The sequence below is a fragment of the Streptomyces sp. SID12501 genome, assembly GCF_010550245.1.
Classification (GTDB): Bacteria; Actinomycetota; Actinomycetes; order Streptomycetales; family Streptomycetaceae; genus Streptomyces.
In genome coordinates, this window is sequence record NZ_JAAGLU010000010.1 from 209,192 (window position 1) to 233,928 (window position 24,737).

Below are 24,737 nucleotides of genomic sequence, written 5' to 3' on the forward strand. Positions count from 1 at the left end.
TGAAGCAGGGCGTGAAGCGGGCCGCGCGGTGACGTGTGGTCGTGGCCGCGCGGCCCGTGGGTGGTGCTAGCGGCGGTGGAGGTCAGCCGTTGAACGTGCCGCTCTTGACGGCCTTCCACTTGCCGTCGACGACCTGGTAGACGGTGAGCTGCTTGTTGGTGGTGTCACCGTACTCGTCGAAGGCCACGGGGCCGGCGATGCCCTCGAACTTGGTCTTCTGCACCTCGGCGACGATCTGGGCGCGGGCGTCGTCCGGGACCTTGCCGTCCTTCACGACGTTGCCGATCGCCTTGATGATGGCGGTCGCGGCGTCGTAGGAGTAGCCACCGTAGGTGCCGTAGTCGCCCTTGAGGCCGGAGGCCTTGTACTTCTTGATGAAGTCCGCGGCGGAGGGCAGGGAGTCGACGGGTGCGCCGACGGAGGTGACGAGGTCGCCCTCGGAGGTCTTGCCGGCGCTCTCGATGTAGGTCGGGGTGAACATACCGTCACCGCCGAACAGCGGGACCTTGGAGCCGCCGTCCTTGAGCTGCTTGGTGAGCTTCTCGGACTCGTCGTACTGGCCGCCGTAGTAGACGAGGTCGGCCTTGGAGTTCTTGATCTTGGTGACGAGGGCCGAGAAGTCCGTGTCGCCGGTGTTGACGTGGTCCTCGCCGGCGACCTTGCCGCCGGAGCCGGTGAAGCCGGCCTTGAAGAGCTTGGCCAGGCCCGCGCCGTAGGTCTGCTTGTCGTCGACGACGAAGACGCTGCGCTTCTTGAGAGTGGTGTACGCGTATTCGGCCGCGAAGCCGCCCTGGAGGGCGTCGGTGGTGGCGGTGCGGAAGTACGTCTTGAAGGGACGTGACTTCGCCGTCTGCCAGTTCTTGCCCTGGGTGAGCTCGGGCGCAGTGTTGGAGGGCGAGATCTCGACCAGGTTGGCGGTGTCGAAGACCTGCTGCATCTGAGTGGCGACGCCGGAGTTCAGCGGGCCGACGACGCCGAGGACCTTCTTGTTGCTGACGAGCTGCGTAGCGTTCGACTGGCCCTGGGCCGGGATCGCCTTGTCGTCCAGAGCCTGGACCTTGAAGGTCACGCCGGGAACGGTGTTGTTCTTGTTGGCGTCGTCGACGGCGATTTGGACGCCACCCTGGATGCCGAGGCCCGTGGCGGAGTTCTGGCCGGTCAGCGGGGCGTCGACGCCGATGATGATCTCGGTCTTACTGTCGCTCTTGTCTCCGCTGTCGTCGCGTGAACCGCACGCGGTCAGTGCGAGTGCTCCCGTGGTGAGCATGGAGGTGAGTACGACCAAAGAACGCTGACGCACGATTAAATCCTCTCCCTGGCGCAGCGGCCCTGCTGGGCTGCCGTGTGTCTCGCCGGGCCGTACTGGGTCGAGCAGGTCGTGCTGTAGACGCGCCCGGCGGCGCGGTGACTGGCCGTGACTCTAAGCCCCGCTGTGGGTGGGAGCATATGGGAGGGCTTGCTTGTGACTTTCTTGTTATGACGTGTCGGTTGATGATCCTTGGTGAAGGTGGATCTCAGCCAGTTTGGCCGGAATCTTTTTCAGTCCATACTTTGAGAATCTGCGTCCTCGATTGCCTCTGCCTGTGCCCTTGTGCTTGGCCGCCGGGGCAATGGGCGGCAGGCCCTGTCGAGAAGCTCGGAGAGGCCGTCGGGGTAGGCACCGCCGAAGGCGAAACGGTGATGCTGTATTGCACGTGTGTTACGCAGCGTTACGTCAAGAAATGGCAGGTCCGTGTCGAGAGGGAGGACCGTGCAGTCGACGACGGATATCTGGACGGTGATCCGGCGGGTGGTCCCGGCGCCGATGGTGGAGGTCTCGGCGGGCGAGATGCGGGCGGTGAGGCCGTCGAAGGCGGCGCCGGTGACGCGCAGGGTGACGGGTGGCCCGCTGTGTACGGTCACCGCGAACCGGAAGAGGCCGCTGGTGGGCGCGGAGTCGAAGGTCGCGGCGAGTCCTGTGTACCGGAACGTGGTGACGTCCGCGGGCCACGGTGTGGCGGTGAGGGCGCTGGGCGGGGTGGACGGCTTCGGGGGCAGGAGGACGATGACTCCGCCTGTCGCGGCAGCGAGCGCGACAGTGGCGAGAACGGCTCTGCGGACGCGCGGTGACAGAGCCTGCCAGCGATCCGTGAAGTGTGGTGTGTCGGCACCGATGACTTCGTAAGTCTCTTGCGCGTCCGGCGAGTTGACGGGTTCGACGGGGCCGATGCCGGTCATGGTCGCAGCCTCATGGGGGAACGGTAGACCCCCAGCCGGTCTGGGGGTGCCGCCCCAGGAATGTGACGGTAGGGGCGGCGGGGGCGAGAGACTTCCCTCAGCCGGCCGTGGGCGCGTCCCGCAGCAGACACGTCAGGCGTGCCGTGCACACGCGCTTGTCGGCCTCGTCCGTGATCACGACCTCGTACGTCGCCGTCGACCGCCCCCGGTGCACCGGCGTGGCCACGCCGGTGACCAGTCCGGAGCGGGCTCCGCGGTGGTGGGTGCAGTTCAGGTCCACGCCGACGGCGATCTTCGAGCTCCCCCCGTGCAGCATCGCCCCGACCGACCCGAGCGTCTCGGCCAGCACCGCGGACGCGCCCCCGTGCAGCAGCCCGTACGGCTGCGTGTTGCCCTCGACGGGCATCGTGCCGACGACGCGGTCGGCCGACGCCTCCAGGATCTGCACGCCCATCCGGTTCCCCAGGTGTCCCGCGGAGAACATGGCGATCACGTCGACACCGAGTGCCGTGTACTCGTCGATGACCTCTTGCGGGAACTTCACATGCTGCTGCTCGCCCATGGGGCCGGCTCCGTTCGTCGTGGTCGCTGCGGCGTCCGTACACCTACGTCCATCCACTGAGCAAACGCTCAGTCGGTAGCCGATTGTTCCAGACGCACGACCACGGATTTGCTGGCCGGGGTGTTACTGGTGTCGGCGGTGGCGTCCAGGGGGACCAGGACGTTGGTCTCCGGGTAGTAGGCCGCCGCGCAGCCCCGCGCCGTCGGGTAGAACACGATCCGGAAGCCCGGCGCCCGGCGCTCGACGCCGTCCTTCCACTCGCTCACGAGGTCGACGTACGACCCGTCGGCGACCCCGAGGGCCCGCGCGTCCTCGGCGTTCACCAGGACCACCCGGCGGCCGTTCCTGATGCCCCGGTAGCGGTCGTCCAGGCCGTAGATGGTGGTGTTGTACTGGTCGTGCGAGCGCAGGGTCTGCAGGAGCAGGCGGCCTTCGGGGAGTTCGGGGAACTCGACGGGCGCCGCGGTGAAGTTCGCCTTGCCGGTCGCCGTCGGGAAGCGGCGCTCGTCGCGCGGGGCGTGCGGGAGGGTGAAGCCCGCATGGCGACCAGCAGAACCAGCCACGCGCGCGTTGAAGTTCTCGAAGCCCGGGATCACGCGCGCGATGCGGTCGCGGACTGTGGCGTAGTCCTTCTCGAACTCCTCCCAGGGCGTGCGGGACTCCTCGCCCAGGACGCGCCGGGCCAGCCGGCAGACGATGGCCGGTTCGGAGAGGAGATGCGTGCTCGCCGGGACCAGGCGGCCCCTGGAGGCGTGCACCATGCCCATGGAGTCCTCGACCGTCACGAACTGCTCGCCGCCGCCCTGGAGGTCGCGCTCGGTGCGGCCGAGCGTCGGCAGGATCAGGGCACGCGCGCCCGTGACGGCGTGCGAGCGGTTCAGCTTCGTCGACACGTGCACGGTGAGGCGGGCGCGGCGCATGGCCGCCTCGGTGACCTCCGTGTCGGGGGAGGCGGAGACGAAGTTGCCGCCCATGGCGAAGAAGACCTTCGCCTCGCCGTCGCGCAGGGCGCGGATGGCCCGTACGACGTCGTAACCGTGTTCGCGGGGCGGGGCGAAGCCGAACTCCTTCTCCAGGGCGTCCAGGAAGGCGGGGGCGGGGCGCTCGAAGATGCCCATCGTGCGGTCGCCCTGCACGTTCGAGTGGCCGCGCACCGGGCACACGCCGGCGCCCGGGCGGCCTATGTTGCCGCGCAGGAGAAGGAAGTTGACCACTTCGCGGATGGTGGGCACGGAGTGCTTGTGCTGGGTCAGGCCCATCGCCCAGCACACGATGGTGCGTTCGGAGGCCAGGACCATGCCGAGGGCCTTCTCGATCTCCGCGCGCGTGAGGCCCGTCGCGGTGAGGGTCTCGTCCCAGTCGGCGGCGCGGGCAGCCTCGGCGAACTCCTCGTAGCCGTGGGTGTGTTCGCGGACGAAGGCCTCGTCGACCGCGCCCTCCGTGTCGAGGACGAGCTTGTTGAGGAGGCGGAAGAGGGCCTGGTCGCCGCCGATACGGATCTGCAGGAACAGGTCGGTGAGGGCCGCGCCCTTGATCATGCCCTGGGGGGTCTGCGGGTTCTTGAAGCGTTCCAGCCCGGCCTCGGGCAGCGGGTTGACGCTGATGATCCGCGCGCCGTTCGCCTTGGCCTTCTCGAGGGCGGAGAGCATCCGGGGGTGGTTGGTGCCCGGGTTCTGGCCGGCGACGATGATCAGATCGGCCTTGTAGAGATCCTCCAGAAGGACGCTGCCCTTGCCGACCCCGATGGTCTCGGAGAGCGCGGAACCCGACGACTCGTGGCACATGTTGGAGCAGTCGGGAAGGTTGTTGGTGCCCAGTTCGCGGGCGAACAGCTGATAGAGGAAGGCGGCCTCGTTGCTGGTGCGGCCCGAGGTGTAGAAGAGGGCCTCGTCGGGCGAGCCGAGGGCCTTGAGCTCCTCGGCGACGATGTCGAAGGCGCGGTCCCAGGAGACCGGTTCGTAGCGGTCGCCGCCCTCGGGCAGGTACATGGGGTGGGTGAGACGGCCCTGCTGGCCCAGCCAGTACCCGCTCCGGCCGGCCAGGTCGGCCACGGTGTGGGCGGCGAAGAACTCGGGGGTGACGCGGCGCAGGGTGGCTTCCTCGGCGACGGCCTTCGCACCGTTCTCGCAGAACTCCGCGGTGTGCCGGTGCTCGGGCTCCGGCCAGGCGCAGCCGGGGCAGTCGAAGCCGTCCTTCTGGTTGACACGCAGGAGGGTCAGCGCGGTGCGGCGGACTCCCATCTGCTGCTGGGCGATGCGCAGGGTGTGGCCGATGGCGGGCAGCCCGGCCGCGACATGCTTGGGATCGGCGACCTGCGGCGCGTCCTGGACCGGATCACTCTTGGGCGGCTTGCTGGCCATGGCTGAGCCCCTTCGCTTGCACGTGTCTCTCCGCTTGCGCGTGGTGGGCGTGCGCATCATGCACCTGCGCGTGTGCCACCAGTTCGATCCTCGCACGGGGTAGCGACAACGGCGTGGACAGGTCTGGAGGGCTCGGGCGTCCCGCGTTGTCAGTGGCACGTGGCAGGATCGGGGTCGTGGCAGAAACAGCGTCGAAGAAGACCGAGAAGACCTCCGGCACGAGCCGTCCCCGGCTGATGCTCATGGACGGGCACTCGCTGGCGTACCGCGCGTTCTTCGCGCTGCCCGCGGAGAATTTCACGACCGCGACGGGACAGCCGACGAACGCGATCTACGGCTTCGCGTCGATGCTCGCCAACACGCTGCGCGACGAGGCGCCCACGCACTTCGCGGTGGCGTTCGACGTGTCCCGCAAGACCTGGCGCTCCGAGGAGTTCACGGAGTACAAGGCGAACCGGTCGAAGACGCCGGACGAGTTCAAGGGGCAGGTCGAGCTGATCGGCGAGCTGCTCGACGCGATGCACGCGGAGCGGTTCGCGGTCGACGGTTTCGAGGCGGACGACGTCATCGCCACGCTGGCCACGCAGGCCGAGGCCGAGGGCTTCGAGGTGCTGATCGTCACCGGCGACCGGGACTCCTTCCAGCTGGTCACCGAGAACACGACGGTGCTGTATCCGACGAAGGGCGTCTCCGAGCTGACCCGGTTCACTCCGGAGAAGGTCTTCGAGAAGTACGGGTTGACGCCGGCCCAGTACCCGGACTTCGCGGCGCTGCGCGGCGACCCGTCCGACAACCTGCCCGGCATTCCCGGGGTCGGTGAGAAGACGGCGGCGAAGTGGATCAACCAGTTCGGGTCGTTCGCGGACCTGGTCGAGCGGGTCGAGGAGGTCAAGGGCAAGGCCGGGCAGAACCTGCGCGACCACCTGGACGCCGTCAAGCTCAACCGCCGGCTCACGGAGATGGTCCGGGACGTCGAACTCCCGAAGAGAGTCACGGACCTGGGGCGTGCCGCGTACGACCGTACGGCGGTGGCGCTGGTCCTCGACACGCTGGAGATCCGCAACCCCTCACTGCGTGAGCGGCTGCTGGCCGTTGATCCGGGCGCCGAGGAGGCCGACGCCGGACCGGTGGCCGAGGCCGGTGTCGAGGTGGACGGGACGGTGCTCGGCGCGGGCGAGCTGGCCCCCTGGCTCACCGGGCACGGCACGGAGGTCCTCGGCGTCGCCACGGTCGACACCTGGGCGCTGGGCAGTGGCTCGGTCGCCGAGATCGCGCTCGCCGCGGCCGCGGGAGCGGCGGCCTGGTTCGACCCGGCGGAGCTGGACGAGGCCGACGAGAACGCGTTCGCGGCCTGGCTGGCCGACGCGGACCGGCCCAAGGTGTTCCACAACGTCAAGGGCGCGATGCGGGTCTTCGCGGAGCACGGCTGGACCGTGGCCGGGGTGAGCATGGACACGGCACTTGCCGCGTACCTGGTCAAGCCGGGCCGCCGTTCCTTCGATCTCGACGCGCTGTCCCTGGAGTACCTCGGCCGTGAACTGGCGCCCGCCGCGACGGCGGACGGCCAGCTGGCCTTCGGCACGGACGAGGGCGCGGAGGCCGACTCCCTGATGGTGCAGGCCCGCACGATCGTCGACCTGGGCGAGGCGTTCGCCGAGCGCCTCCAGGCGGTCGGCGCGGCGGATCTGCTGCGGGACATGGAGCTGCCGACGTCGGCGCTGCTGGCCCGCATGGAGCGGCACGGCATCGCGGCGGACCGGGCCCACCTGGAAGCCATGGAGCAGATGTTCGCGAGTGCGGTGCAACAGGCGGTGAAGGAGGCGCACGCGGCGGTCGGCCACGAGTTCAACCTCGGCTCGCCCAAGCAGCTTCAGGAGGTCCTCTTCGGGGAGCTGGGCCTGCCGAAGACGAAGAAGACCAAGACGGGCTACACGACGGACGCGGACGCCCTGGCGTGGCTGGCGAACCAGACGGAGAACGAGCTGCCGGTCATCATGCTCCGCCACCGCGAGCAGGCGAAGCTGCGTGTCACCGTCGAGGGCCTGATCAAGACGATCGCGGCGGACGGCCGTATCCACACCACGTTCAACCAGACCGTGGCGGCGACGGGCCGGCTGTCCTCCACCGACCCCAACCTCCAGAACATCCCCGTCCGTACGGACGAGGGCCGGGCAATCCGCCGTGGCTTCGTGGTCGGCGAGGGCTTCGAGTCGCTGATGACCACGGACTACAGCCAGATCGAACTCCGGGTGATGGCCCATCTCTCGGAGGACGAGGGCCTGCTGGAGGCGTTCACGTCAGGGGAGGACCTGCACACCACGGTCGCCTCCCAGGTGTTCGCGGTCGACCGCACGGCGGTGGACGCGGAGATGCGCCGCAAGATCAAGGCGATGTCGTACGGCCTGGCGTACGGCCTGTCGGCCTTCGGCCTGTCCGGGCAGCTGAACATCGACGCGGGCGAGGCACGCGGCCTGATGGACACGTACTTCGAACGTTTCGGCGGCGTACGGGACTATCTGCGCCGGGCCGTCGACGAGGCACGGGCGACGGGCTACACGGAGACCCTCTTCGGCCGCCGCCGGTACCTCCCCGACCTGAACAGCGACAACCGCCAGCGCCGCGAGATGGCCGAGCGCATGGCACTGAACGCCCCGATCCAGGGCACGGCGGCGGACATCGTCAAGATCGCCATGCTGAACGTGGGCCGGGCGCTCGAGGAGACGAAACTCAAGTCCCGCATGCTGCTCCAGGTCCACGACGAAATCGTCCTGGAGATCGCCCCGGGCGAGCGCGAGGCCACGGAGGAACTGGTCCGCCGGGAGATGGCGGACGCGGTGACCCTCCGGGTACCGCTGGACGTGTCGGTGGGCTCGGGGCTCGACTGGGAGTCGGCGGCACACTAGCGCTCTGGCGCTCCGCTGGGTGGGCGGTTGGTTCGGGCGGGCGGGTTGTCTGCCTCGGGCCGGTGAGGCCGGACGCGCGGTTCGTCTGCCTCGGGCCTGTGGGGCGGCCGGTCGCGTACGTTTCCTGCTGCGGGTCGGTGGGGGCTGGTCGCGCAGTTCCCCGCGCCCCCATGGGGCGCGGGGGAGCCGCCTCGGCCGACCAGTCCCGGGCCGCCCCAGGGCCTCGCCCCGGCCCCCGCCGAGCCCGTCACCCGCGTGGCCCTCGCGAGCACGCCTGCCCCGGTCCCGCCCGACAGGATGCGGGCATGGGTATACGCACGCTCATCCGCCGGACGGCCCCCACGCGCTCTGCGATACCGGCATTCGCGGCCGACGCGAGCACCGCCCGTTTTCCCGGCGGCAGCCTGGCCGTCGCGCCCCTCGGATGCCGTGCGGACGCACTCCGCCGAGCCCTCGCGCCGCCCGCCCGCACTCGCCGTGCCCACCTCGGCCCGCGCTCCGGGCCTCCGGTGTCCGGCCGCGTCCAGGCCTGGCGCCTCTGGGCCGGTCGGGGGCGCGAGTGGCTGCGCCGGCCGCTTCGCGGCGGTCAGCGAGAACCCGTACGCCCTCCGGCCCGCCCTCCCGCGTGATCCTCCGCGTCCCTCTCCGCGCGACCTTCTGCAAGGCCTACCGTGCGGCCCTCTGTACGGAGGTGGTGGTCTTCCGGGGCGAAGGCTCCCGTCCGCTTCCCGGGACGACGGACCCTGACCCCCGCCGCGTACAGGATCAGCCCGGACAGCAGGCCCGCACCCGCTCCGAAGCACAACGTCGGGATCACCTCCCACGGCTTTGCCGTCGAACCCCAGTGCGCCCGCCAGCGCAGCACCCGCTGTACCGCTCCCACCGCCGCGCAGCCGCCGATCACGGCGCAGGCCAGCCACCGGTCCCGTACCGAGAGCATCGGTACGCCTGTCGGCTCGACCGCGCCGGTCCGCCGTAGCGCGTAGTACACGAATCCCGCGATGACCACCGCGGCCAGCGCCGAACTGCCGTACTGCAGGTACCAGTACAGAGGCGAGCCCCGCAGCTCGCTGTCCAGGACGGGGAACAGCCGCACCCCCCACCGGTCGTGGTGCGTGAACGCGTCCCAGACGACATGGGTCAGGGCGCCGAAGGCCGCCGAGGCGTACCACCGCAGGATCAGGGACGGTGTCACCCGCGCGCGGGGCGTTCCGCAGCGCAGCAGGGTCGCCGTCCGGCCCTGCCGGGCGCGTGGCAGCAGGGCGACCAGCGGCTCGCGCAGAAGCACCCACAGGGCCACCAGCGCCCAGGCCACGACCACGTCGACCGTGAAGACGCCCGGGAAGGAGTGGGTGACTGCGCCGAACTCCATCGCCTGGGGCAGGACACTCGCCGCGAAGTAGGTCAGATCGGGGGAGAAGGAGCCGGCGACGAGTACCGCCGGTATCAGTCGGCCGCGTCCGGTTCCGTCGGCGCGTACGGCGGGCAGTACGGCCGCCGCATGGCTGAGAGTGAACGGCAAGGAGGCTCCCTGGAGCGGATGTTGACGGGGGCGAACCATCCCGGTGATCACCGTCGTCCAGTATGCGGGAGGGCCGCAGGCTGCGGCGGACGGTGACGGGACGGTGGGAGGGGCGCGGGAAAAGCCGTGTGCGGGCCACCAGGCTCCATGGACGCGACGAATCACAGTTGGCCAATCGGTGAATATCGGGCACGAACGGGTGTCCGCGCAACGCAAGTTGTCGTAGGGTCGCCTGGGTCGGCCTGCTGGGGAGCATGGTCGAACACCGAAGCGCAACACAGGTGTAACGCGCGAACAAGGCGTGTAATCAGGCGAAATGGCCGGTTTGTAAAGCTGACCGAGATCGGTCGGGACTGGTCGAGATCGGCCAGAACTGGTCGAAAACGGGTGGAAAACGGCGACTTGTCGCCCGGGAGGGGTTCTCTGTATGGCGGCGTACATCGGCAGGAGGCTCCGCAAGGGGGCGGCGACGACCGCCGTGGCCGCACTCGCGGTCGCGGCTCTGTCCGCGTCCCAGGCTCCGGGGGCGACGGTCGACGACCAGGGCAGACAGACCGCCAGCGACTCCCAGCCCACGTCCGAGGTGACGGCCGACGACAGTGCGAGCGCGACCGGCAACTCGCCGTACTACACGGACCTTCCACCGCTCCACAGCCCCAACCCCAGCCCGAGCACGTCGCAGTCGTCGTCCATAGGCACGTCGGTCTCGATCGGCGAGGCCGAGGCCGGCATACCCGCGACCGTCCTCGACGCCTACAAGAAGGCCGAGGCGGCGCTCGGCACGGCCAAGCCCGGCTGCAACCTGCCCTGGCAGCTCCTCGCGGCCATCGGCAAGGTCGAGTCCGGTCAGGCCCGCGGCGGCCAGGTCGACGCGAACGGCACCACCACCAGCCCGATACTCGGCCCGCAGCTCGACGGCAACGGCTTCGCGCTCATCAAGGACACCGACAACGGCGCGTACGACGGCAACAGCACCTACGACAGCGCCGTCGGGCCCATGCAGTTCATTCCGTCGACCTGGGCCTGGGCGGGCCGCGACGGCAACGGCGACGGCAAGAAAGACCCCAACAACGTCTACGACGCGGCCCTCGCGGCCGGGCACTACCTGTGCCGGTACGGCTGGGACCTGTCGACGCAGGCCGACCTCAACCGCGCGATCCTCAGCTACAACAACTCGACGGACTATCTGAACCTCGTCCTGTCGTGGCTGGAGTACTACCGCAAGGGCACCCACGAGGTCCCGGACGGCACGGGCACGGTGCCCGTCAGCCGCAGCGACGGCAACTCCGGAGCGAGCCCCACGCCGTCGCCGGGCGCGACGACGCCGAGCCCCGGCCCGAGCGCGCCGGGGACGAGCACCCCCACCCCTGCGAAGCCGGGCAGGCCCGCCACGCCGACCCCGACACCCGTTCCCACGCCCACCACGCCGACGGCGACCGACACGGTGGACCACCTGGAGGACGCGGGTACCGCCAAGCTCACCGCGACGGCGGGCGACGCGTTCACCAAGACGATCAGCACGCGCGCGGAGACCACGGCCGGTGACGCGGTCGGCAAGGTCAGGATCCGCTTCACGATCGTCGGCGACACCGACACCACCTTCACCGGCGGTGAGAGCGTCGCCACCGTGCTCACCGACAGCACCGGAGTCGCGGTCGCACCCGCGCTCAAGGCGGGCGAGACCACGGGCGCCTTCACGGTCCGCGCGGTCGTCGTCGGCCGTACGGTCAGTGCCCTCGACTACTCGGTCACCGTCACCGCCCGCGCCGCCGACGCCCTCGTCGGCACCACCGCGCTCACGTGCGTGGCGGGCGGCGAGTTCGCAGACCAGGTCGAGGTCAAGGCGACGCGTGACGGCGCTGTCGCGGACGGCGTCGCGGCCACCGCGACCCTGGTCACCTCCGCCGACGACGCGACCGTGAACGCCAAGGGCCCCTACTTCAAGGACGCGGACGGTAAGACGGTCCGCACTCTCACGGGTCTCGAAACGGACGCGAACGGCCTGCTCAAGCTGCCGAAGCTGTACGCGGACGACACGACCGGCACCTTCCTGCTCCGCATCACCACCACCGGCGGCGCCACCCTGACGGTCGAGCTGACGGTGACGACGGCACTCACCTCGACCGAGTCGACGACGGAATCGACGACTCCGACCGAGTCGGCCAGTCCCTCGGCCTCCAGCTCCCCGAGCGCGTAAGTCGTCGTACGCGTCAATACGCAGGAAAGCGGCACCCCGTTCACGGCGCGGGGTGCCGCTTTCGTGTGTGCGAGCTGTTCTCATCTCGGGCACCCGTTGCTACGGTGCCCCGACCTGACACTCCGTCAGCTGGACGTCGGCAGCCGAGGAGGCCCCGTATGCGTGCCCTGATCGCCGCCGCGACCGGCCTGGCCCTCGCGTTCGCGCTCGTCCTCACGATCACGGCCCTGGGCTCGCCGGCGGGCACGACGTCCCCGAAGCCGCTGCTGACCACGGTCCCGTCACATCCTTAGCCGCCGCACCTCTCCGGGAGGGAGGCCGAGATGCGCCGAAAGTCCGGCCTGATCCTGCTCGCCCTCGCCGTGTTCTTCGCGGCGCTGTCCCCGCTGCTGCGCTGGTACGCCTTCCCGCGTCTCGCCAAGGTCCCGGCGAACCAGTACACGACCATGGTCCTGGAGGCGAAGGACGCGACCCTCCTCGACTACGACTCGATCCAGGCCGTCAAGGTCCCCAAGGTCACCATCGTGCAGACCCTCAAGGGCAACGTCGAGGCCTCGGAGAAGATCGAGAGGACGGCGGGGCGGGACGTGGTCGTCTGGGACGGCCTCTCCTATGTCCAGGGGCCCGACGGGAAGACGGTCTCGAAGATCCCCGAGCGCTACATCTTCGACGCGCACACCCAGGACCCCGTCCACGCCACCGGGGAGATGGTCGACGGCGCCCCGGTGAAACGGGAGGGCATCGAGTTCAAGTGGCCCTTCCTGGTCGAGAAGCGGGACTACGAGTACTTCGACGCGCAGGCACGGGTGACCGCTCCCATCCACTACAAGGGCACACAGACCTTCCGCGGCCTGTCGGTCTACTACTTCGAGCAGACCATCCCCTGGACGAAGATTCCCTTCCCCAGGTACATGCCGGTCAAGGGCATCACCGCCGAGGCGGTCGCCGCGTCCGGTACGACCCGCTGGTACACCACGGTCCGGAAGTTCTGGGTGGAACCGGTCACCGGTGCGCCAGTCCGCGCCGAGGAGATCCACCAGGAGGAACTGCGCGGAGGCAGGCTCCTGTCGGGGCGCGAGAAGGTGACGGCCTTCTCCGGGCACGTGAAAATGCGCGAGGACTACATCGATTCGACGGTCGCCCTCGTCAAGTCCCAGCGCGTACTGGTCCTGCTGCTGACGTCGTACCTGCCCTGGGGCTTCCTGACCCTGGGCGTGCTACTGCTGGCCCTCGCCCTCTACCTGGAGGCCCGCGGACGCAGGCCGGCCGACCCCGCCCCCACACGGACCTCGGCCCCCGAGCCGGTCAACGCCTGAGCCGCGCGTTCGTGTGCCGCGTCGGCTCGGCGGTCGCCGGGTCCTCGGGCCACGGATGCTTCGGATACCGGCCGCGCAACTCGGCGCGTACGCCCTTGTAGCCGTCCTTCCAGAAGGAGGCGAGGTCGGCGGTGACGGCGACGGGCCGCCCGGCGGGGGACAACAGATGGACGAGCACCGGCACACCGGCCACGGCGGGCGACTGCCGCAGGCCGAACATCTCCTGCAACTTCACGGCGAGCACGGGCCGTTCGGGATCGGAGTAGTCGATCCGGATCCTGGAACCGCTCGGCACCGCCAGCCGCTCGGGTGCCAGCTCGTCGAGACGGCCGGCCTGCCCGGAGGCCCACGGCATGAGCCGGTTGAGTGCCTGCCCCGCCTCGATCCGGCCCAGGTCGGCCCGCCGCCGCGCCCGGCTCAGCTCGGGCTCCAGCCACTCGTCCACGCGCGCGTGGAGGGCGTCTTCGGAGACGTCCGGCCAGGGAGCACTCAGGTGCAGATGAAGAAACGTGAGCCGCTCCCGCAGCGTCCCGGCGTCCGCGGACCACCGCAACAGCCCGAACCCCTCCTGCCGCAGCCCCTCAAGAAGGGCATCGCGTACGAGTCCGCGGTCGGGGTCCCGGAGCGGACGCACCGCCAGTTCCACCGCCCCGAGCCGCTCGACCCGCCGGGCGACGACGTCCCCGTCGGACCAGCGGACCTCCTCGCCCGTGGCATGCAGGGCACCGGCCGCCGACCGCGCGGTGTCCTCGTCGACGGTGGCGGCCAGCCGCACACGCGCGTGCCCGGACCCCACCGGCCGGTCCGCCACGGCGACCGCGATCCAGGGCGCGCCCCGCAGCGCCGACCCGTCACCGGCCTCGGCCCGGGTACCGGACACCATCAGATACGAACCGCCCTGAGCCCTGGCGACCCGCTCGGGAAAGGCGAGCGCGGCGACGAGCCCGACCGCGCGGTCGTCCCCGGTGACCTGGGCGGAGCCTTTCGCGGGTTCGCGGGACACGGGGTCCGGCGCCGCCGAGCGCAGTCTGCGAGCCTCCGTCCGCCAACGGGCCGCGTACGCGTCGTTGCCTCGCCGGGCCGTACGCCAGGCCGCCGCGAGATCGTCGCCGTACTCCCGCGGCGGCTCCTCGCTCAGCAGTGCGACCACCTCGGCGGCCCGGGCCGCGCCCACCTCGGGGGCCGCGTCCAGCAGGGCCCGGGCCAGCCGGGGGTGCAGGCCGAGGCGGGACATACGGGCGCCCCGGTCCGTGGCCCGCCCACCGGCGTCCACCGCGCCGATCGCCGTCAGCACCGCCCGCGCCGCCGCCATCGCACCGCCGGGCGGCGGGTCCAGCAACGCCAGCCCGGAGGCATCAGGGTCGCCCCAGCAGGCCGCCTGGAGGGCGAACGCCGTCAGGTCGGCCACCTTGATCTCCGGGGACGGAAAACGCGTCAGGCGGGCGTCCTCGGCCTCCGTCCAGCAGCGGTACACCGCCCCCGGCGCCTCACGCCCGGCCCGCCCCGCCCGCTGCCGCCCGGCCGCCTGCGAGGCCCGTACCGTCGTCAGCGCGCTCAGCCCGCGCGCGTGGTCCACCCTCGGCTCCCGCGCCAGCCCGGAGTCCACGACCACCCGCACCCCCGGAACGGTCAGCGACGACTCCGCCACCGACGTCGCCAGCACCACCCGGCGACCCGTCCCGCCCGACAGCACCGCGTCCTGCACCGCCGCAGGCGCCCGCCCGTGCACCTGGAGCACCTCCACCGTGGGCCCGAGGTCCCGCAACTGGCCCGCCACGCGCGCGATCTCCCCCACGCCGGGCAGGAAACACAGCACGTCCCCCGCCCGCTCGGCCAGCGCCCGCCGCACCACCGACGCCACATGCGCCAGGAGCGCCGGATCGACGCGCATACCGTGCGGCGGCCGTACCGGACGTCCCGGCGGTGCCCACACCACCTCCACCGGATACGACACACCCGCGGCCTCGACCACCGGCGCACCGCCCAGCAGGGCTGCCCAGCCCTCGGCGTCCGTCGTCGCCGACGCCGCCAGCAGCCGCAGTTCGGGACGCAGCGCCGACCGTACGTCGACCAGGAAAGCCGCCGCGGTGTCCGCGTCCAGGTGCCGTTCGTGGCACTCGTCGAGCACGACCACGTCGATGCCCGGCAACTCCTGGTCCCGCTGCAGCCGTTGCAGCAGCACGCCGGTCGTGACGACCTCCACGCGCGTGCGTGGCCCTACGACCCGTTCCCCGCGCACGGTGTACCCGACGCTCGCGCCGACCTGCTCGCCCAGCAGCCACGCCATCCGCCGCGCCGCCGCCCGCGCGGCGATCCGCCTCGGCTCGGCGACCACGACCCGCCGCACCGGCCCGCCGTCCCTCAGCAGCCCCGCCAGCGCCAGCGGCACCAGCGTCGTCTTGCCGGTTCCGGGCGGCGCCACGAGGACGGCGGTGCCGTGCGCGTCGAGCGCGTCGGTCAGGTCGGGCAGGGCAGCGCGTACGGGCAGGACGTCCAGGGCGTCGTAACGGATCACGCCCCCAGTGTCGTACGTCCATGGAAAACGCCCCCCACGCGTGCGTGGAGGGCGTTTTCGAAGCCGACTGCTCGGGCCTGCCTCAGGCGCGCTCGCAGACGAAGATCGCCGTCCCGGGGATGAGGTTGCCGCGCAGCGGGGACCAGCCGCCCCACTCGGACGTGTTCCAGGCCGGCCACTCCGGCTCGACCAGGTCCACCAGGCGGAAGCCGCCCGCCACCACGTCCCGGACGCGGTCGCCGACCGTCCTGTGGTGCTCGACGTACACCGCGTTGCCGTCGTCGTCCTGCTCGACGTACGGGGTGCGGTCGAAGTACGAACCCGAGACGGACAGACCCTCGGGGCCGGGCTCGTCGGGGAACGCCCAACGGACCGGGTGCGTCACCGAGAAGACGAAGCGCCCGCCCGGGCGCAGCACCCGGCGCACCTCACGCAGCACCAGCACCGGATCGGCGACGAACGGCATCGCCCCGTACGCCGAGCACACCAGGTCGAACGAGCCGTCCGCGAAGGGCAGGGCGCTCGCGTCCGCCTCCACGAGAGGGACCCCGCCGCCGATCCGCAGGGCGTGCTGGAGCTGACGGTGAGAGAGATCCAGGGCCACCGGACGGGCGCCCTGGGCTGCCAGCCAGCGCGAGCACTGGGCCGCGCCGGCGCCGATCTCCAGGACGTCCTTGCCCTTGAGGTCCTCGGCCGGGCCCAGCAGCTCCGCCTCCACCTCGTCGAGGCCCTCGGGACACCAGACGAAACGGTCGTCGCCGAGGAAGGTGCCGTGCTCGTTCTGGTAGTCGTCCGCGTTCCGGTCCCACCAGCCCCGGTTGGCCCGGGAGCTCTCCGTGACTCCGGCGGCGCGCCGGGTGGCGTCCGGCTCGGACGATTCGGGCTCTTGGATGATCGGCTCCCTCGTATTAGTGTGCGGGCTCTTCCGCCGGACCTGCCGCGGCGGTGTCGCGAATGAGGCGTCACCGCGCCCGCGTGGCCTCCTGGGACACGTCTTGTGCCGGGTATGCGGCGATCCGCCCCGGGTGTGCGCCTTCGCGCATTGACCCTGCTCGGCTGCCCCCGTATGCTACAAGTTGCGCTGCGGGCCTGCGCACCTCAGACATAGCAGGCTGCGCTCGCATCTGTATGTAAGTCCCCTCGGTTGTCGAGGCGCCACCGGATCTTTCGGTCCTGATGTGGCGCTTCCTCGGCTGTCCGGCCTTCTGCAGAGCGAAACGGGCTCCCGGCGTGAGCAGTACCTACGACTCTCTGTCCGTACCGGAGCCCTTTCCCACATGACGAGCATCACCGAGATCACCGCCACCACTCCGCAGGTTGCGGTCAACGACATCGGTGACGAGGAAGCATTCCTCGCCGCTATCGACGAGACGATCAAGTACTTCAACGATGGCGACATCGTCGAGGGCGTCATCGTCAAGGTTGACCGGGACGAGGTTCTCCTCGACATCGGTTACAAGACCGAAGGTGTCATCCCGAGCCGTGAGCTCTCGATCAAGCACGACGTCGACCCGAACGAGGTCGTCAAGGTCGGCGACGAGATCGAAGCCCTTGTTCTCCAGAAGGAGGACAAAGAAGGCCGCCTGATCCTCTCGAAGAAGCGCGCCCAGTACGAACGTGCCTGGGGCACCATCGAGAAGATCAAGGAAGAGGACGGCATCGTCACCGGTACCGTCATCGAGGTCGTCAAGGGTGGTCTCATCCTCGACATCGGCCTCCGTGGCTTCCTGCCGGCGTCCCTCGTCGAGATGCGTCGAGTCCGCGACCTCCAGCCCTACGTGGGCAAGGAGCTCGAGGCGAAGATCATCGAGCTGGACAAGAACCGCAACAACGTGGTCCTGTCCCGCCGCGCCTGGCTCGAGCAGACCCAGTCCGAGGTGCGTCAGACGTTCCTCACGACCCTGCAGAAGGGTCAGGTCCGTTCCGGCGTCGTCTCCTCGATCGTCAACTTCGGTGCCTTCGTGGACCTGGGTGGCGTCGACGGTCTCGTGCACGTCTCCGAGCTCTCCTGGAAGCACATCGACCACCCCTCCGAGGTTGTCGAGGTCGGCCAGGAAGTCACCGTCGAGGTCCTCGACGTCGACATGGACCGCGAGCGTGTCTCCCTGTCGCTGAAGGCGACGCAGGAAGACCCGTGGCAGCAGTTCGCCCGGACGCACCAGATCGGTCAGGTCGTCCCGGGTAAGGTCACGAAGCTCGTCCCGTTCGGTGCGTTCGTCCGCGTGGACGAGGGCATCGAGGGTCTGGTCCACATCTCCGAGCTGGCCGAGCGCCACGTGGAGATCCCGGAGCAGGTCGTCCAGGTCAACGACGAGATCTTCGTCAAGGTCATCGACATCGACCTTGAGCGTCGTCGCATCAGCCTCTCGCTGAAGCAGGCCAACGAGTCCTTCGGTTCCGACCCGGCCTCGGTCGAGTTCGACCCGACGCTGTACGGCATGGCCGCGTCGTACGACGACCAGGGCAACTACATCTACCCCGAGGGCTTCGACCCCGAGACCAACGACTGGCTCGAGGGCTTCGAATCCCAGCGCGAGGTGTGGGAGAACCAGTACGCCGAGGCGCAGCAGCGCTTCGAGCAGCACCAGGCTCAGGTCATCAAGTCCCGCGAGGCCGACGCTCAGGCGGAGGCCGAGGGCACCAGCACGACGAGTGCGGCTCCGGCCGCCTCCGGTGGTGGCGGCGGCGGAGGCTCGTACTCCTCGGAGTCGGACGACACGTCCGGCGCCCTGGCGTCGGACGAGGCCCTTGCGGCGCTCCGCGAGAAGCTGGCCGGTGGCCAGAGCTGATCGCTGCCGCTGAGGCTTAGCAGCTGACTGAGGGCCCGCACCTTTCGAGGTGCGGGCCCTCGGTGTTGTGTGCTGACGGTCGCCGTCCGACGGGGTTGCCGTCGGCGTTCCGCGGAAACGTATGGGACGCAGCGGTAACTGACGTGCCGTAACCGGCCCTTGGGAGGCTTCCCCGGCAACGAGCCCACCGGGCGGGTGCACTTCGCCGATGCCCGGCCCGGTCGCGCGCGTGCCGTCCCGCCCGGGGCTGTGCACGCGCCACAGGCGGGTAAGTCGTACCTGTGAGCGAGGGCCGGGCGGGAATGCACGCGCTCCGCGCCACGTTGTGCAGTACGAACACGAGGAGGAGCGGTCACTGTGCTTGATCCGCAGGGTTTGTACGCATGGGAGCCGAAAGGCCTGGCCGTTGTCGACATGGCGCTGGCGCAGGAGTCGGCCGGTCTTGTCATGCTCTACCACTTCGACGGATACATCGACGCGGGTGAGACCGGCGACCAGATCGTCGACCGGCTGCTCGACACGCTGCCCCATCAAGTCGTGGCCCACTTCGACCACGACCGGCTCGTGGACTACCGGGCGCGCCGCCCGCTGCTGACGTTCAAGCGCGACCGCTGGACCGACTACGAGGTGCCCACGCTCGATGTGCGGCTCGTCCAGGACGCCACCGGAGCGCCCTTCCTGCTGCTGTCCGGACCCGAGCCGGACGTCGAGTGGGAGCGCTTCGCCGCGGCTGTCCAGCAGATCATCGAGCGCCTCGGTGTACGCCTGTCCGTGAACTTCCACGGCATCCCGATGGGCGTCCCGCACACGCGTCCCGTGGGGCTCACCCCGCACGGCAACCGCAACGAACTGGTGCCGGGCCACCGCAGCCCCTTCGAGGAGGCGCAGGTCCCCGGCAGCGCCGAGTCGCTCGTCGAGTACCGCCTCATGGAGGCCGGCCACGACGTCCTGGGCGTCGCCGCGCACGTCCCGCACTACATCGCCCGCTCTCCGTACCCGGACGCCGCCCTGACCGTCCTGGAGGCCATCACGGGGGCCACCGGCCTGGTCCTGCCCGGCATCGCGCACGCGCTGCGCACGGACGCCCACCGCACCCAGACGGAGATCGACCGCCAGATCCAGGAGGGCGACGAGGACCTCGTGGCCCTGGTCCAGGGTCTTGAACACCAGTACGACGCGGCTGCGGGCGCCGAGAGCCGGGGCAACATGCTCGCGGAACCGGTCGACATCCCGTCCGCCGACGAGATCGGCCTGGAGTTCGAGAAGTTCCTCGCGGAGCGGGAGGGCGAGGGCTGAGCCCCCGGGGGCCGAGCCCGCGCGGGCGTTCTGTCGGTGACGCTGTCAGTGGCAGGCCCTAAGCTGCCGGGCATGCTGACAGTGGGCCTGACCGGCGGCATCGGGGCCGGCAAGAGCGAGGTGTCGCGGCTGCTCGTCGCGCGGGGCGCCGTCCTGATCGACGCGGACCGCATCGCGCGCGAGGTGGTCGCACCGGGGACCGAGGGTCTGGCGGCGGTCGTCGATGCCTTCGGTACGGAGGTGCTAGCCGAGGACGGTGGCCTGGACCGGCCCAAGCTGGGCTCGATCGTCTTCGCCGATCCGGAGAAGCTCGCCGTGCTCAACTCGATCGTGCATCCCCTGGTGGGCATCCGCTCCCGCGCTCTCGAAGCCGCCGCAGCGGATGACGCCGTCGTGATCCACGATGTACCACTGCTCGCGGAGAACGGCCTCAAGTCCCTGTACGACCTCGTGATCGTCGTCGACGCGAGCCCCGAGACCCAGCTCGACCGGCTGGTCCGGCTGCGCGGCATGACGGAACACGACGCACGCGCGCGTATGGCCGCCCAGGCCACCCGCGAGAAGCGCCTGGAGATCGCGGACGTCGTCATCGACAACGACGTCCCCCTGGAGGAGCTGGAACAGCGCGTAACGGATGTATGGGCGGATCTCGCACGCAGAGCGCGGGCGGCGCGGGAATAGCGCCGCCGTGGCCGGGCGTTGAACCGCCCCAGTGAGGGAAGGACTCAGCCGTGCCCGAGACCAGCGGATGGACCGGACGTACTCCGGAGACGCATGTCATCGACTTCCGCGCGGCCGAGCGACTGCTCGCCGCGCGTGATCCCCGTGGCGCGGTGAAACTGCTCGATCCTGTGATCGCCGCGCACCCCGAGAACACGGCCGCCCGACTGCTGCGCGCGCGTGCCTTCTTCGCCGCCGCTCAACTGCGCCCCGCCGAGCTGGAGTTCACGATCGTCCTGGAGCGCGAGCCGGACAACGCGTTCGCGCACTACGCGCTCGCCCGCACCTACGAACGCCAGCGGCGCCCCGAGCAGGCCAAGCGCCACTTCCGGCTGGCGGCGGCGCTCGACCCGAACCCGCGCTATCTGGAAGCGGCGCGCTTCGACGACTCGCAGGCCTGAGCGTTCGGCAGCGGCAGGCTCGACTCCTACGGGTCCACACGCGCGCGTGGTGTTCACGGGCCGCGCTGTTCCGGCGGCCGGTACGGCGGGATGCCGGGGCCCGGCTGATAGTGAGGGCCCTGTCGGATGTGCCGGAGGATCATGGTCAGGTCGACCGTGACGACCAGCCACAGGACACCGCAGGCAGCCGCCCACCAGGGGCGGCCGGCGAGTGCGAACGCGGCCGTCCCGGCGACCGCCCAGACCAGCCCCCACACGCTCAGCCACAGACGAGCCCGCAGGGCACTGCGCGCTGTCATCGGTTCACTGCCCGTACGCATGAGGACCACTTCTCCTGCCTGCAACGTACTCTTCGCTCCGGACGTTCACCAAGGGCCGTCGGCCGGGCCGCCGGCCGCTGAGACGACGGGGGAGAAACACACCGTGCTACCGGATGCCGACGACCTTCCCGAGATCCTGCTCGACCTGGCCGTACCCCATGAGGACATCAACGAACTGGTCTCACTGCGACACCTGTTGACCCGCGACTTCGGAGCGATGCGGCTTCTGGAGGAGTGCGTCGAGGGGCTGGTGCGGGACATGGGAGAGATCGGCGGGGCGGCGCCCTGGCCCGGCGAGCGGGTCGCGGAACTGTTCACCGGGCAGGCGGACGGACGGGCCGGCGGGGAGCCGGGGGCGCTGGGCCGGTATTTCGCCGTGTACGTGTTCCTCGCGGCCCTTCCGTACGTTCGCGCCCACCACCACGCCCTCGGGATCCCGCCGGAGGTGTCCCGCCGCACGCTCGCCGACCTCGGGCGGAACATGGCGCTGCACCGCAGGAGGCACGGCCGGGGCGGCGTGGAGGCGATGTGGTGGCTCGGCCTGCACTTTCACGGGGAGCTGTTCCAGCTGGGGCGGCTGCAGTTCCAGCGGGCGCGCGTGGGGGAGCGGACGGCGGAGTTGCTCGCTGCCACCGGTCCGGCCCCGGCCGCCGACGCCATGTGTCTCAGCCTGCACATCCCCGACTTTCACGGGCCGTTGTCCCCGGCCGCCTGTGATCGGTCCCTGGCACTGGCCCTGGACTTCTTCGCGCGGCACTTCCCGGAGGAGCGGTACACGGGCGGGGTCTGTCACTCCTGGCTGCTGGACCCGCAGCTGAAGCGGTATCTGGGGGCGGACTCCAACATCGTCCGCTTCCAGGAACGCTTCCGGATCGTGCAGGAGGCGGACGACCCGGCCGACTCCCAGCCGGTCCAGTTCGTCTTCGGGAATCCGGACCTGCCGGTGGCCGAGATGCCCCGGCGGACCACGGTGGAACGGGCTGTCGGGGACCATCTGAGGGCAGGCGGCCACTGGTACATCGGGCATGGGTGGTTCCCGCTGCCGATGGTTTGACTCGAACGGGTGAACAGGCCGGAGGCGGGAACGGCCGTGCAGGCACGGGCCGTTGTGCGGGTATGAGGCTGGAGATGCGAGAAGGACATACAGGCACGGGACCGGGGGCGATCACTCCGGACGGCTGCGCGGTCGAGCTCTACTCGCGGCTGCCGATCGGGGACGAGCCGGACATCATCGCCGCCGCGGTGCCCGCAGGCGCGCACATCCTGGAACTCGGCAGTGGCGTCGGACGCATGACCCACCCGCTCCTGGAGCGCGGCTTCACGGTCACGGCGGTGGACGAGTCGGCCGAGATGCTGGAGCGCGTCCGGGGAGCGCGCACGATATGCAGCCCGATCGAGGACCTCGACCTGGGCGAGAAGTTCGACGTGGTGATGCTCGCGTCGTTCCTCGTGCACGCCGGGGACGCCGAGGTGCGGAGGGGGCTGCTGCGCACCTGCGCCCGGCATCTCGCCAAGGACGGTCATGTGCTGGTCCAGCGCGAGGGCGCGGACTACCACACGAACCTGCCCCGCGAGCGAATCGGGCCTGGCGGGTCCACGATACGGCTGGTGTCGTCGGAGCCGGTCGGGGACGGCGTCAACTCGGTGCGCGCGGAGTACGAGTTCCCGGACGCGGTGTGGACCCAGACCTTCCTTGCCCGGCCGTTGACACCGGAGCAGTTCGAGGAGGCTCTGAGGGAAGCGGGCCTGAAGGCGGACCGGTATCTGACGGAGGACGGGGTCTGGGTGAGGGTGACGAGTGGGTAGGGGATGCTTGTAGCGAACAGAGACACGTGTGCGAGGGGATTCTGAGGATGAGCGGCATGGTCGTGGCGGTCAGCAGCAACGGCGGGTACTCGTTCAGCAAGCCGAACCGGGACAGCGTCAGACTCCTGGCCGGGCTCGGTGTGGAGGGGGATGTGCATGCCGGGACGACCGTCAAACACCGCTCGCGCATGGCGAAGGACCCCACGCAGCCGAATCTGCGCCAGGTCCATCTGATCCACGAGGAGCTCTTCACCGAGATGGGTGAGGAAGGGTTCGAGGTGGCGCCCGGAGAACTCGGCGAGAACATCACCACCCGGGGTCTCGATCTGCTCGCGCTTCCGGTCGGCACCCTGCTGCACGTAGGCGACGACGTGGTGCTGACCGTGACCGGCCTGCGCAACCCCTGCCTGCAGATCGACAACTTCCAGGACGGGCTGCTGAAGCGGGTGGTCGGACGGGACGCCGCGGGGAACGTCGTCCGCAAGGCCGGAATCATGAGCGTCGTGACGGAAGGTGGTGAGGTGGGCCCCGGAGACACGGTCAAGGTCGAACTTCCCAGTGGGCCGCACCAGGCTCTGCGCCCGGTCTGAGAACTCCCGCCGAGCTGCGATGAGTTCTGGGCCGGCGGTCGGTCTACCTCTGTGAAAGCAACGCGAACCGCTTCACACAGGAGACCTCCATGTCCGAGACCAGTGCTCCCGCCACGTCCCTCACCTCTGCCGAGTCCGAGTCCGAGTCCGTGTCCGTGTCCGCTCGCGGGCGCCGCGCCCGGATAGCGCTGCGGGCGCTTCAGGTGGTGCTCGCCCTCTTCTACGGGTTCGCGAGCGCGCTGCCCAAGTTGATCGCGCACCCGTCGGCCGCCGAGTCCTTCGACAAGATGGGCTGGGGCAGCGCAGGCATGTACACCATCGGGTTGCTCGAACTGGCCGGAGCTGTCGCGCTGTTGATTCCGGTGCTGCAGTCGGTGGCCGCGATGGCACTGAGCGCGCTGATGGTGGGCGCGTTCATCGTGCAGGTCGCTGTCTTCGACGGGCAGTACGCGGCGACACCACTGATCCTCATCGTGCCGCTCGCCCTCATCGCCTGGGCCCGCCGTGGACACAACGCGGAGCTTCTGCGGCTGGTGCGGCGGGCGTGAAGGTGCCGGCGTACGGCCGGGGGTGGCGTTCGGCGGGTCCTGGGGACCTGTCGGGCGCCGCTGCCGGGTACGAGGGGCCGTGCCGGGTCGCGTCCCTGCGGGCCTTGGGGTGAGGGGGCCTGTGGCGGTGGCGCCCTTACGAGGCGTCGTCGGGGGCGGCGAGACCTCGCAGGCGCTCCATGTCGCGGCGGTCGCGCTTCGTCGGGCGGCCCGTGCCGCGGTCGCGGATGCCGGCCGGGGCGACGGCCTCGCGGGGTGGCGGCGGAGGACTGTTGTCGACGTAGCACTCGATGGCCACGGGAGCTCCGACCCGCTTGCGGATCAGGCGTTTCACCACGGCGACCCGTTCCAGGCCGTCGTGGCGGAGGCGGACCTCGTCGCCGACGCGCACGGCGTATGCGGGCTTCACCCGCTCGCCGTTGACGCGTACGTGGCCGCCCCGGCAGGCGGTCGCGGCCATGGAACGGGTCTTCATGAGACGCACGGACCAGATCCAGCTGTCGATGCGGACGGTCTCACCGCTCACCGGACGGGCGGCGTCGGCCGCGGTCACCGCCGGGGCGACCGGGGCGACCGGTGCGGCCGGTGAGGTGTCGGCTGCGGTGCCGTCTTCGGTGTGCGTGCTGCCTTCGGTGGCCGCGCCCTCGGAAGCCCTGCCAGATGCCATGCCCTCGA

Annotated in this window: 21 protein-coding genes; 12 read left to right on the top strand and 9 right to left on the bottom strand. The window is 70.3% G+C overall.

The window, feature by feature from the left end; all coding sequences use genetic code 11:
- Window positions 1-82: 82 nt before the first annotated feature.
- The 4 genes from G3I71_RS14515 to G3I71_RS14530 all read right to left on the bottom strand — a co-directional run bounded on the left by G3I71_RS14515 (window position 83) and on the right by G3I71_RS14530 (window position 5,139).
- Complete coding sequence (locus G3I71_RS14515) at window positions 83-1,300, bottom strand: branched-chain amino acid ABC transporter substrate-binding protein (RefSeq protein WP_343242961.1); 1,218 nt, start codon at window positions 1,298-1,300, stop codon at window positions 83-85.
- A 239-nt stretch (window positions 1,301-1,539) separates the two neighbouring features.
- Window positions 1,540-2,217: a hypothetical protein gene (locus G3I71_RS14520; RefSeq protein WP_203730248.1), complete on the bottom strand. Its 678-nt coding sequence runs from the start codon at window positions 2,215-2,217 to the stop codon at window positions 1,540-1,542.
- 97 nt (window positions 2,218-2,314) lie between these two features.
- Window positions 2,315-2,779 carry a PaaI family thioesterase gene (locus G3I71_RS14525; protein ID WP_164314732.1) on the bottom strand — a complete coding sequence of 155 codons (465 nt, stop codon included), beginning with the start codon at window positions 2,777-2,779 and terminating at the stop codon, window positions 2,315-2,317.
- 68 nt (window positions 2,780-2,847) lie between these two features.
- Window positions 2,848-5,139 (bottom strand): FdhF/YdeP family oxidoreductase, encoded by a 2,292-nt coding sequence (locus G3I71_RS14530; RefSeq protein WP_164314734.1) that lies wholly within the window; start codon window positions 5,137-5,139, stop codon window positions 2,848-2,850.
- A gap of 176 nt (window positions 5,140-5,315) precedes the next feature.
- Between G3I71_RS14530 and polA the strand changes: the two genes are divergently transcribed.
- On the top strand, window positions 5,316-8,042 hold the full coding sequence (gene polA, locus G3I71_RS14535; RefSeq protein WP_164314735.1) for a DNA polymerase I: 2,727 nt from the start codon (window positions 5,316-5,318) through the stop codon (window positions 8,040-8,042).
- 586 nt (window positions 8,043-8,628) lie between these two features.
- Here polA and G3I71_RS14540 read toward each other — a convergent pair.
- The gene (locus G3I71_RS14540; RefSeq protein WP_239149145.1) at window positions 8,629-9,564 is read right to left on the bottom strand and encodes a DUF4184 family protein; all 936 of its coding nucleotides are present in this window, start codon (window positions 9,562-9,564) and stop codon (window positions 8,629-8,631) included.
- 427 nt (window positions 9,565-9,991) lie between these two features.
- On the opposite strand from G3I71_RS14540, the gene G3I71_RS14545 reads away from it, so the two are divergent.
- From G3I71_RS14545 to G3I71_RS14555, 3 genes are all read left to right on the top strand, one after another.
- On the top strand, window positions 9,992-11,761 hold the full coding sequence (locus G3I71_RS14545; protein ID WP_164314738.1) for a lytic transglycosylase domain-containing protein: 1,770 nt from the start codon (window positions 9,992-9,994) through the stop codon (window positions 11,759-11,761).
- A 158-nt stretch (window positions 11,762-11,919) separates the two neighbouring features.
- On the top strand, window positions 11,920-12,054 hold the full coding sequence (locus tag G3I71_RS14550; protein WP_164314740.1) for an SPW_0924 family protein: 135 nt from the start codon (window positions 11,920-11,922) through the stop codon (window positions 12,052-12,054).
- A 30-nt stretch (window positions 12,055-12,084) separates the two neighbouring features.
- The gene (locus G3I71_RS14555) at window positions 12,085-13,077 is read left to right on the top strand and encodes a DUF3068 domain-containing protein (protein ID WP_164314741.1); all 993 of its coding nucleotides are present in this window, start codon (window positions 12,085-12,087) and stop codon (window positions 13,075-13,077) included.
- Here G3I71_RS14555 and hrpB read toward each other — a convergent pair.
- Complete coding sequence (hrpB, locus tag G3I71_RS14560; RefSeq protein WP_164314743.1) at window positions 13,067-15,592, bottom strand: ATP-dependent helicase HrpB; 2,526 nt, start codon at window positions 15,590-15,592, stop codon at window positions 13,067-13,069. The two genes, G3I71_RS14555 and hrpB, sit on opposite strands and share 11 nt — an antisense overlap.
- Window positions 15,593-15,674: 82 nt before the next feature.
- Window positions 15,675-16,487, bottom strand: coding sequence for a class I SAM-dependent methyltransferase (locus G3I71_RS14565; protein ID WP_164314850.1), 813 nt, complete (start codon window positions 16,485-16,487; stop codon window positions 15,675-15,677).
- Window positions 16,488-16,869: 382 nt separating this feature from the next.
- Between G3I71_RS14565 and rpsA the strand changes: the two genes are divergently transcribed.
- From rpsA to G3I71_RS14585, 4 genes are all read left to right on the top strand, one after another.
- A complete protein-coding gene (gene rpsA, locus G3I71_RS14570) occupies window positions 16,870-18,381 on the top strand; it encodes a 30S ribosomal protein S1 (RefSeq protein ID WP_164314744.1) in 1,512 nt (503 codons plus the stop codon).
- Between the two features lie 357 nt (window positions 18,382-18,738).
- Window positions 18,739-19,677 carry a PAC2 family protein gene (locus G3I71_RS14575; RefSeq protein ID WP_164314746.1) on the top strand — a complete coding sequence of 313 codons (939 nt, stop codon included), beginning with the start codon at window positions 18,739-18,741 and terminating at the stop codon, window positions 19,675-19,677.
- Window positions 19,678-19,749: 72 nt separating this feature from the next.
- Window positions 19,750-20,358 carry a dephospho-CoA kinase gene (gene coaE, locus G3I71_RS14580; protein ID WP_164314748.1) on the top strand — a complete coding sequence of 203 codons (609 nt, stop codon included), beginning with the start codon at window positions 19,750-19,752 and terminating at the stop codon, window positions 20,356-20,358.
- A gap of 50 nt (window positions 20,359-20,408) precedes the next feature.
- Window positions 20,409-20,798 carry a tetratricopeptide repeat protein gene (locus G3I71_RS14585; RefSeq protein WP_164314750.1) on the top strand — a complete coding sequence of 130 codons (390 nt, stop codon included), beginning with the start codon at window positions 20,409-20,411 and terminating at the stop codon, window positions 20,796-20,798.
- Between the two features lie 53 nt (window positions 20,799-20,851).
- On the opposite strand, the gene G3I71_RS14590 is transcribed toward G3I71_RS14585, so the two are convergent.
- On the bottom strand, window positions 20,852-21,118 hold the full coding sequence (locus G3I71_RS14590) for a DUF6343 family protein (RefSeq protein ID WP_164314751.1): 267 nt from the start codon (window positions 21,116-21,118) through the stop codon (window positions 20,852-20,854).
- A gap of 103 nt (window positions 21,119-21,221) precedes the next feature.
- Here G3I71_RS14590 and G3I71_RS14595 point away from each other — a divergent pair, with 103 nt between their 5' ends.
- The 4 genes from G3I71_RS14595 (at window position 21,222) to G3I71_RS14610 (ending at window position 24,062) form a co-directional block, all read left to right on the top strand.
- Window positions 21,222-22,172: an acyltransferase domain-containing protein gene (locus G3I71_RS14595; protein ID WP_164314753.1), complete on the top strand. Its 951-nt coding sequence runs from the start codon at window positions 21,222-21,224 to the stop codon at window positions 22,170-22,172.
- A gap of 74 nt (window positions 22,173-22,246) precedes the next feature.
- Entirely contained in the window at window positions 22,247-22,924 is a 678-nt protein-coding gene (locus G3I71_RS14600) for a bifunctional 2-polyprenyl-6-hydroxyphenol methylase/3-demethylubiquinol 3-O-methyltransferase UbiG (protein ID WP_239149146.1), read from the top strand.
- 47 nt (window positions 22,925-22,971) lie between these two features.
- Window positions 22,972-23,514, top strand: coding sequence for an MOSC domain-containing protein (locus G3I71_RS14605; RefSeq protein WP_164314756.1), 543 nt, complete (start codon window positions 22,972-22,974; stop codon window positions 23,512-23,514).
- An 89-nt stretch (window positions 23,515-23,603) separates the two neighbouring features.
- Window positions 23,604-24,062 (top strand): DoxX family protein, encoded by a 459-nt coding sequence (locus G3I71_RS14610; protein WP_164314758.1) that lies wholly within the window; start codon window positions 23,604-23,606, stop codon window positions 24,060-24,062.
- A gap of 136 nt (window positions 24,063-24,198) precedes the next feature.
- Here the strand turns inward: G3I71_RS14610 and G3I71_RS14615 are convergent, their stop codons facing one another.
- Complete coding sequence (locus tag G3I71_RS14615) at window positions 24,199-24,729, bottom strand: RNA-binding S4 domain-containing protein (protein WP_164314761.1); 531 nt, start codon at window positions 24,727-24,729, stop codon at window positions 24,199-24,201.
- Window positions 24,730-24,737 lie beyond the last annotated feature (8 nt).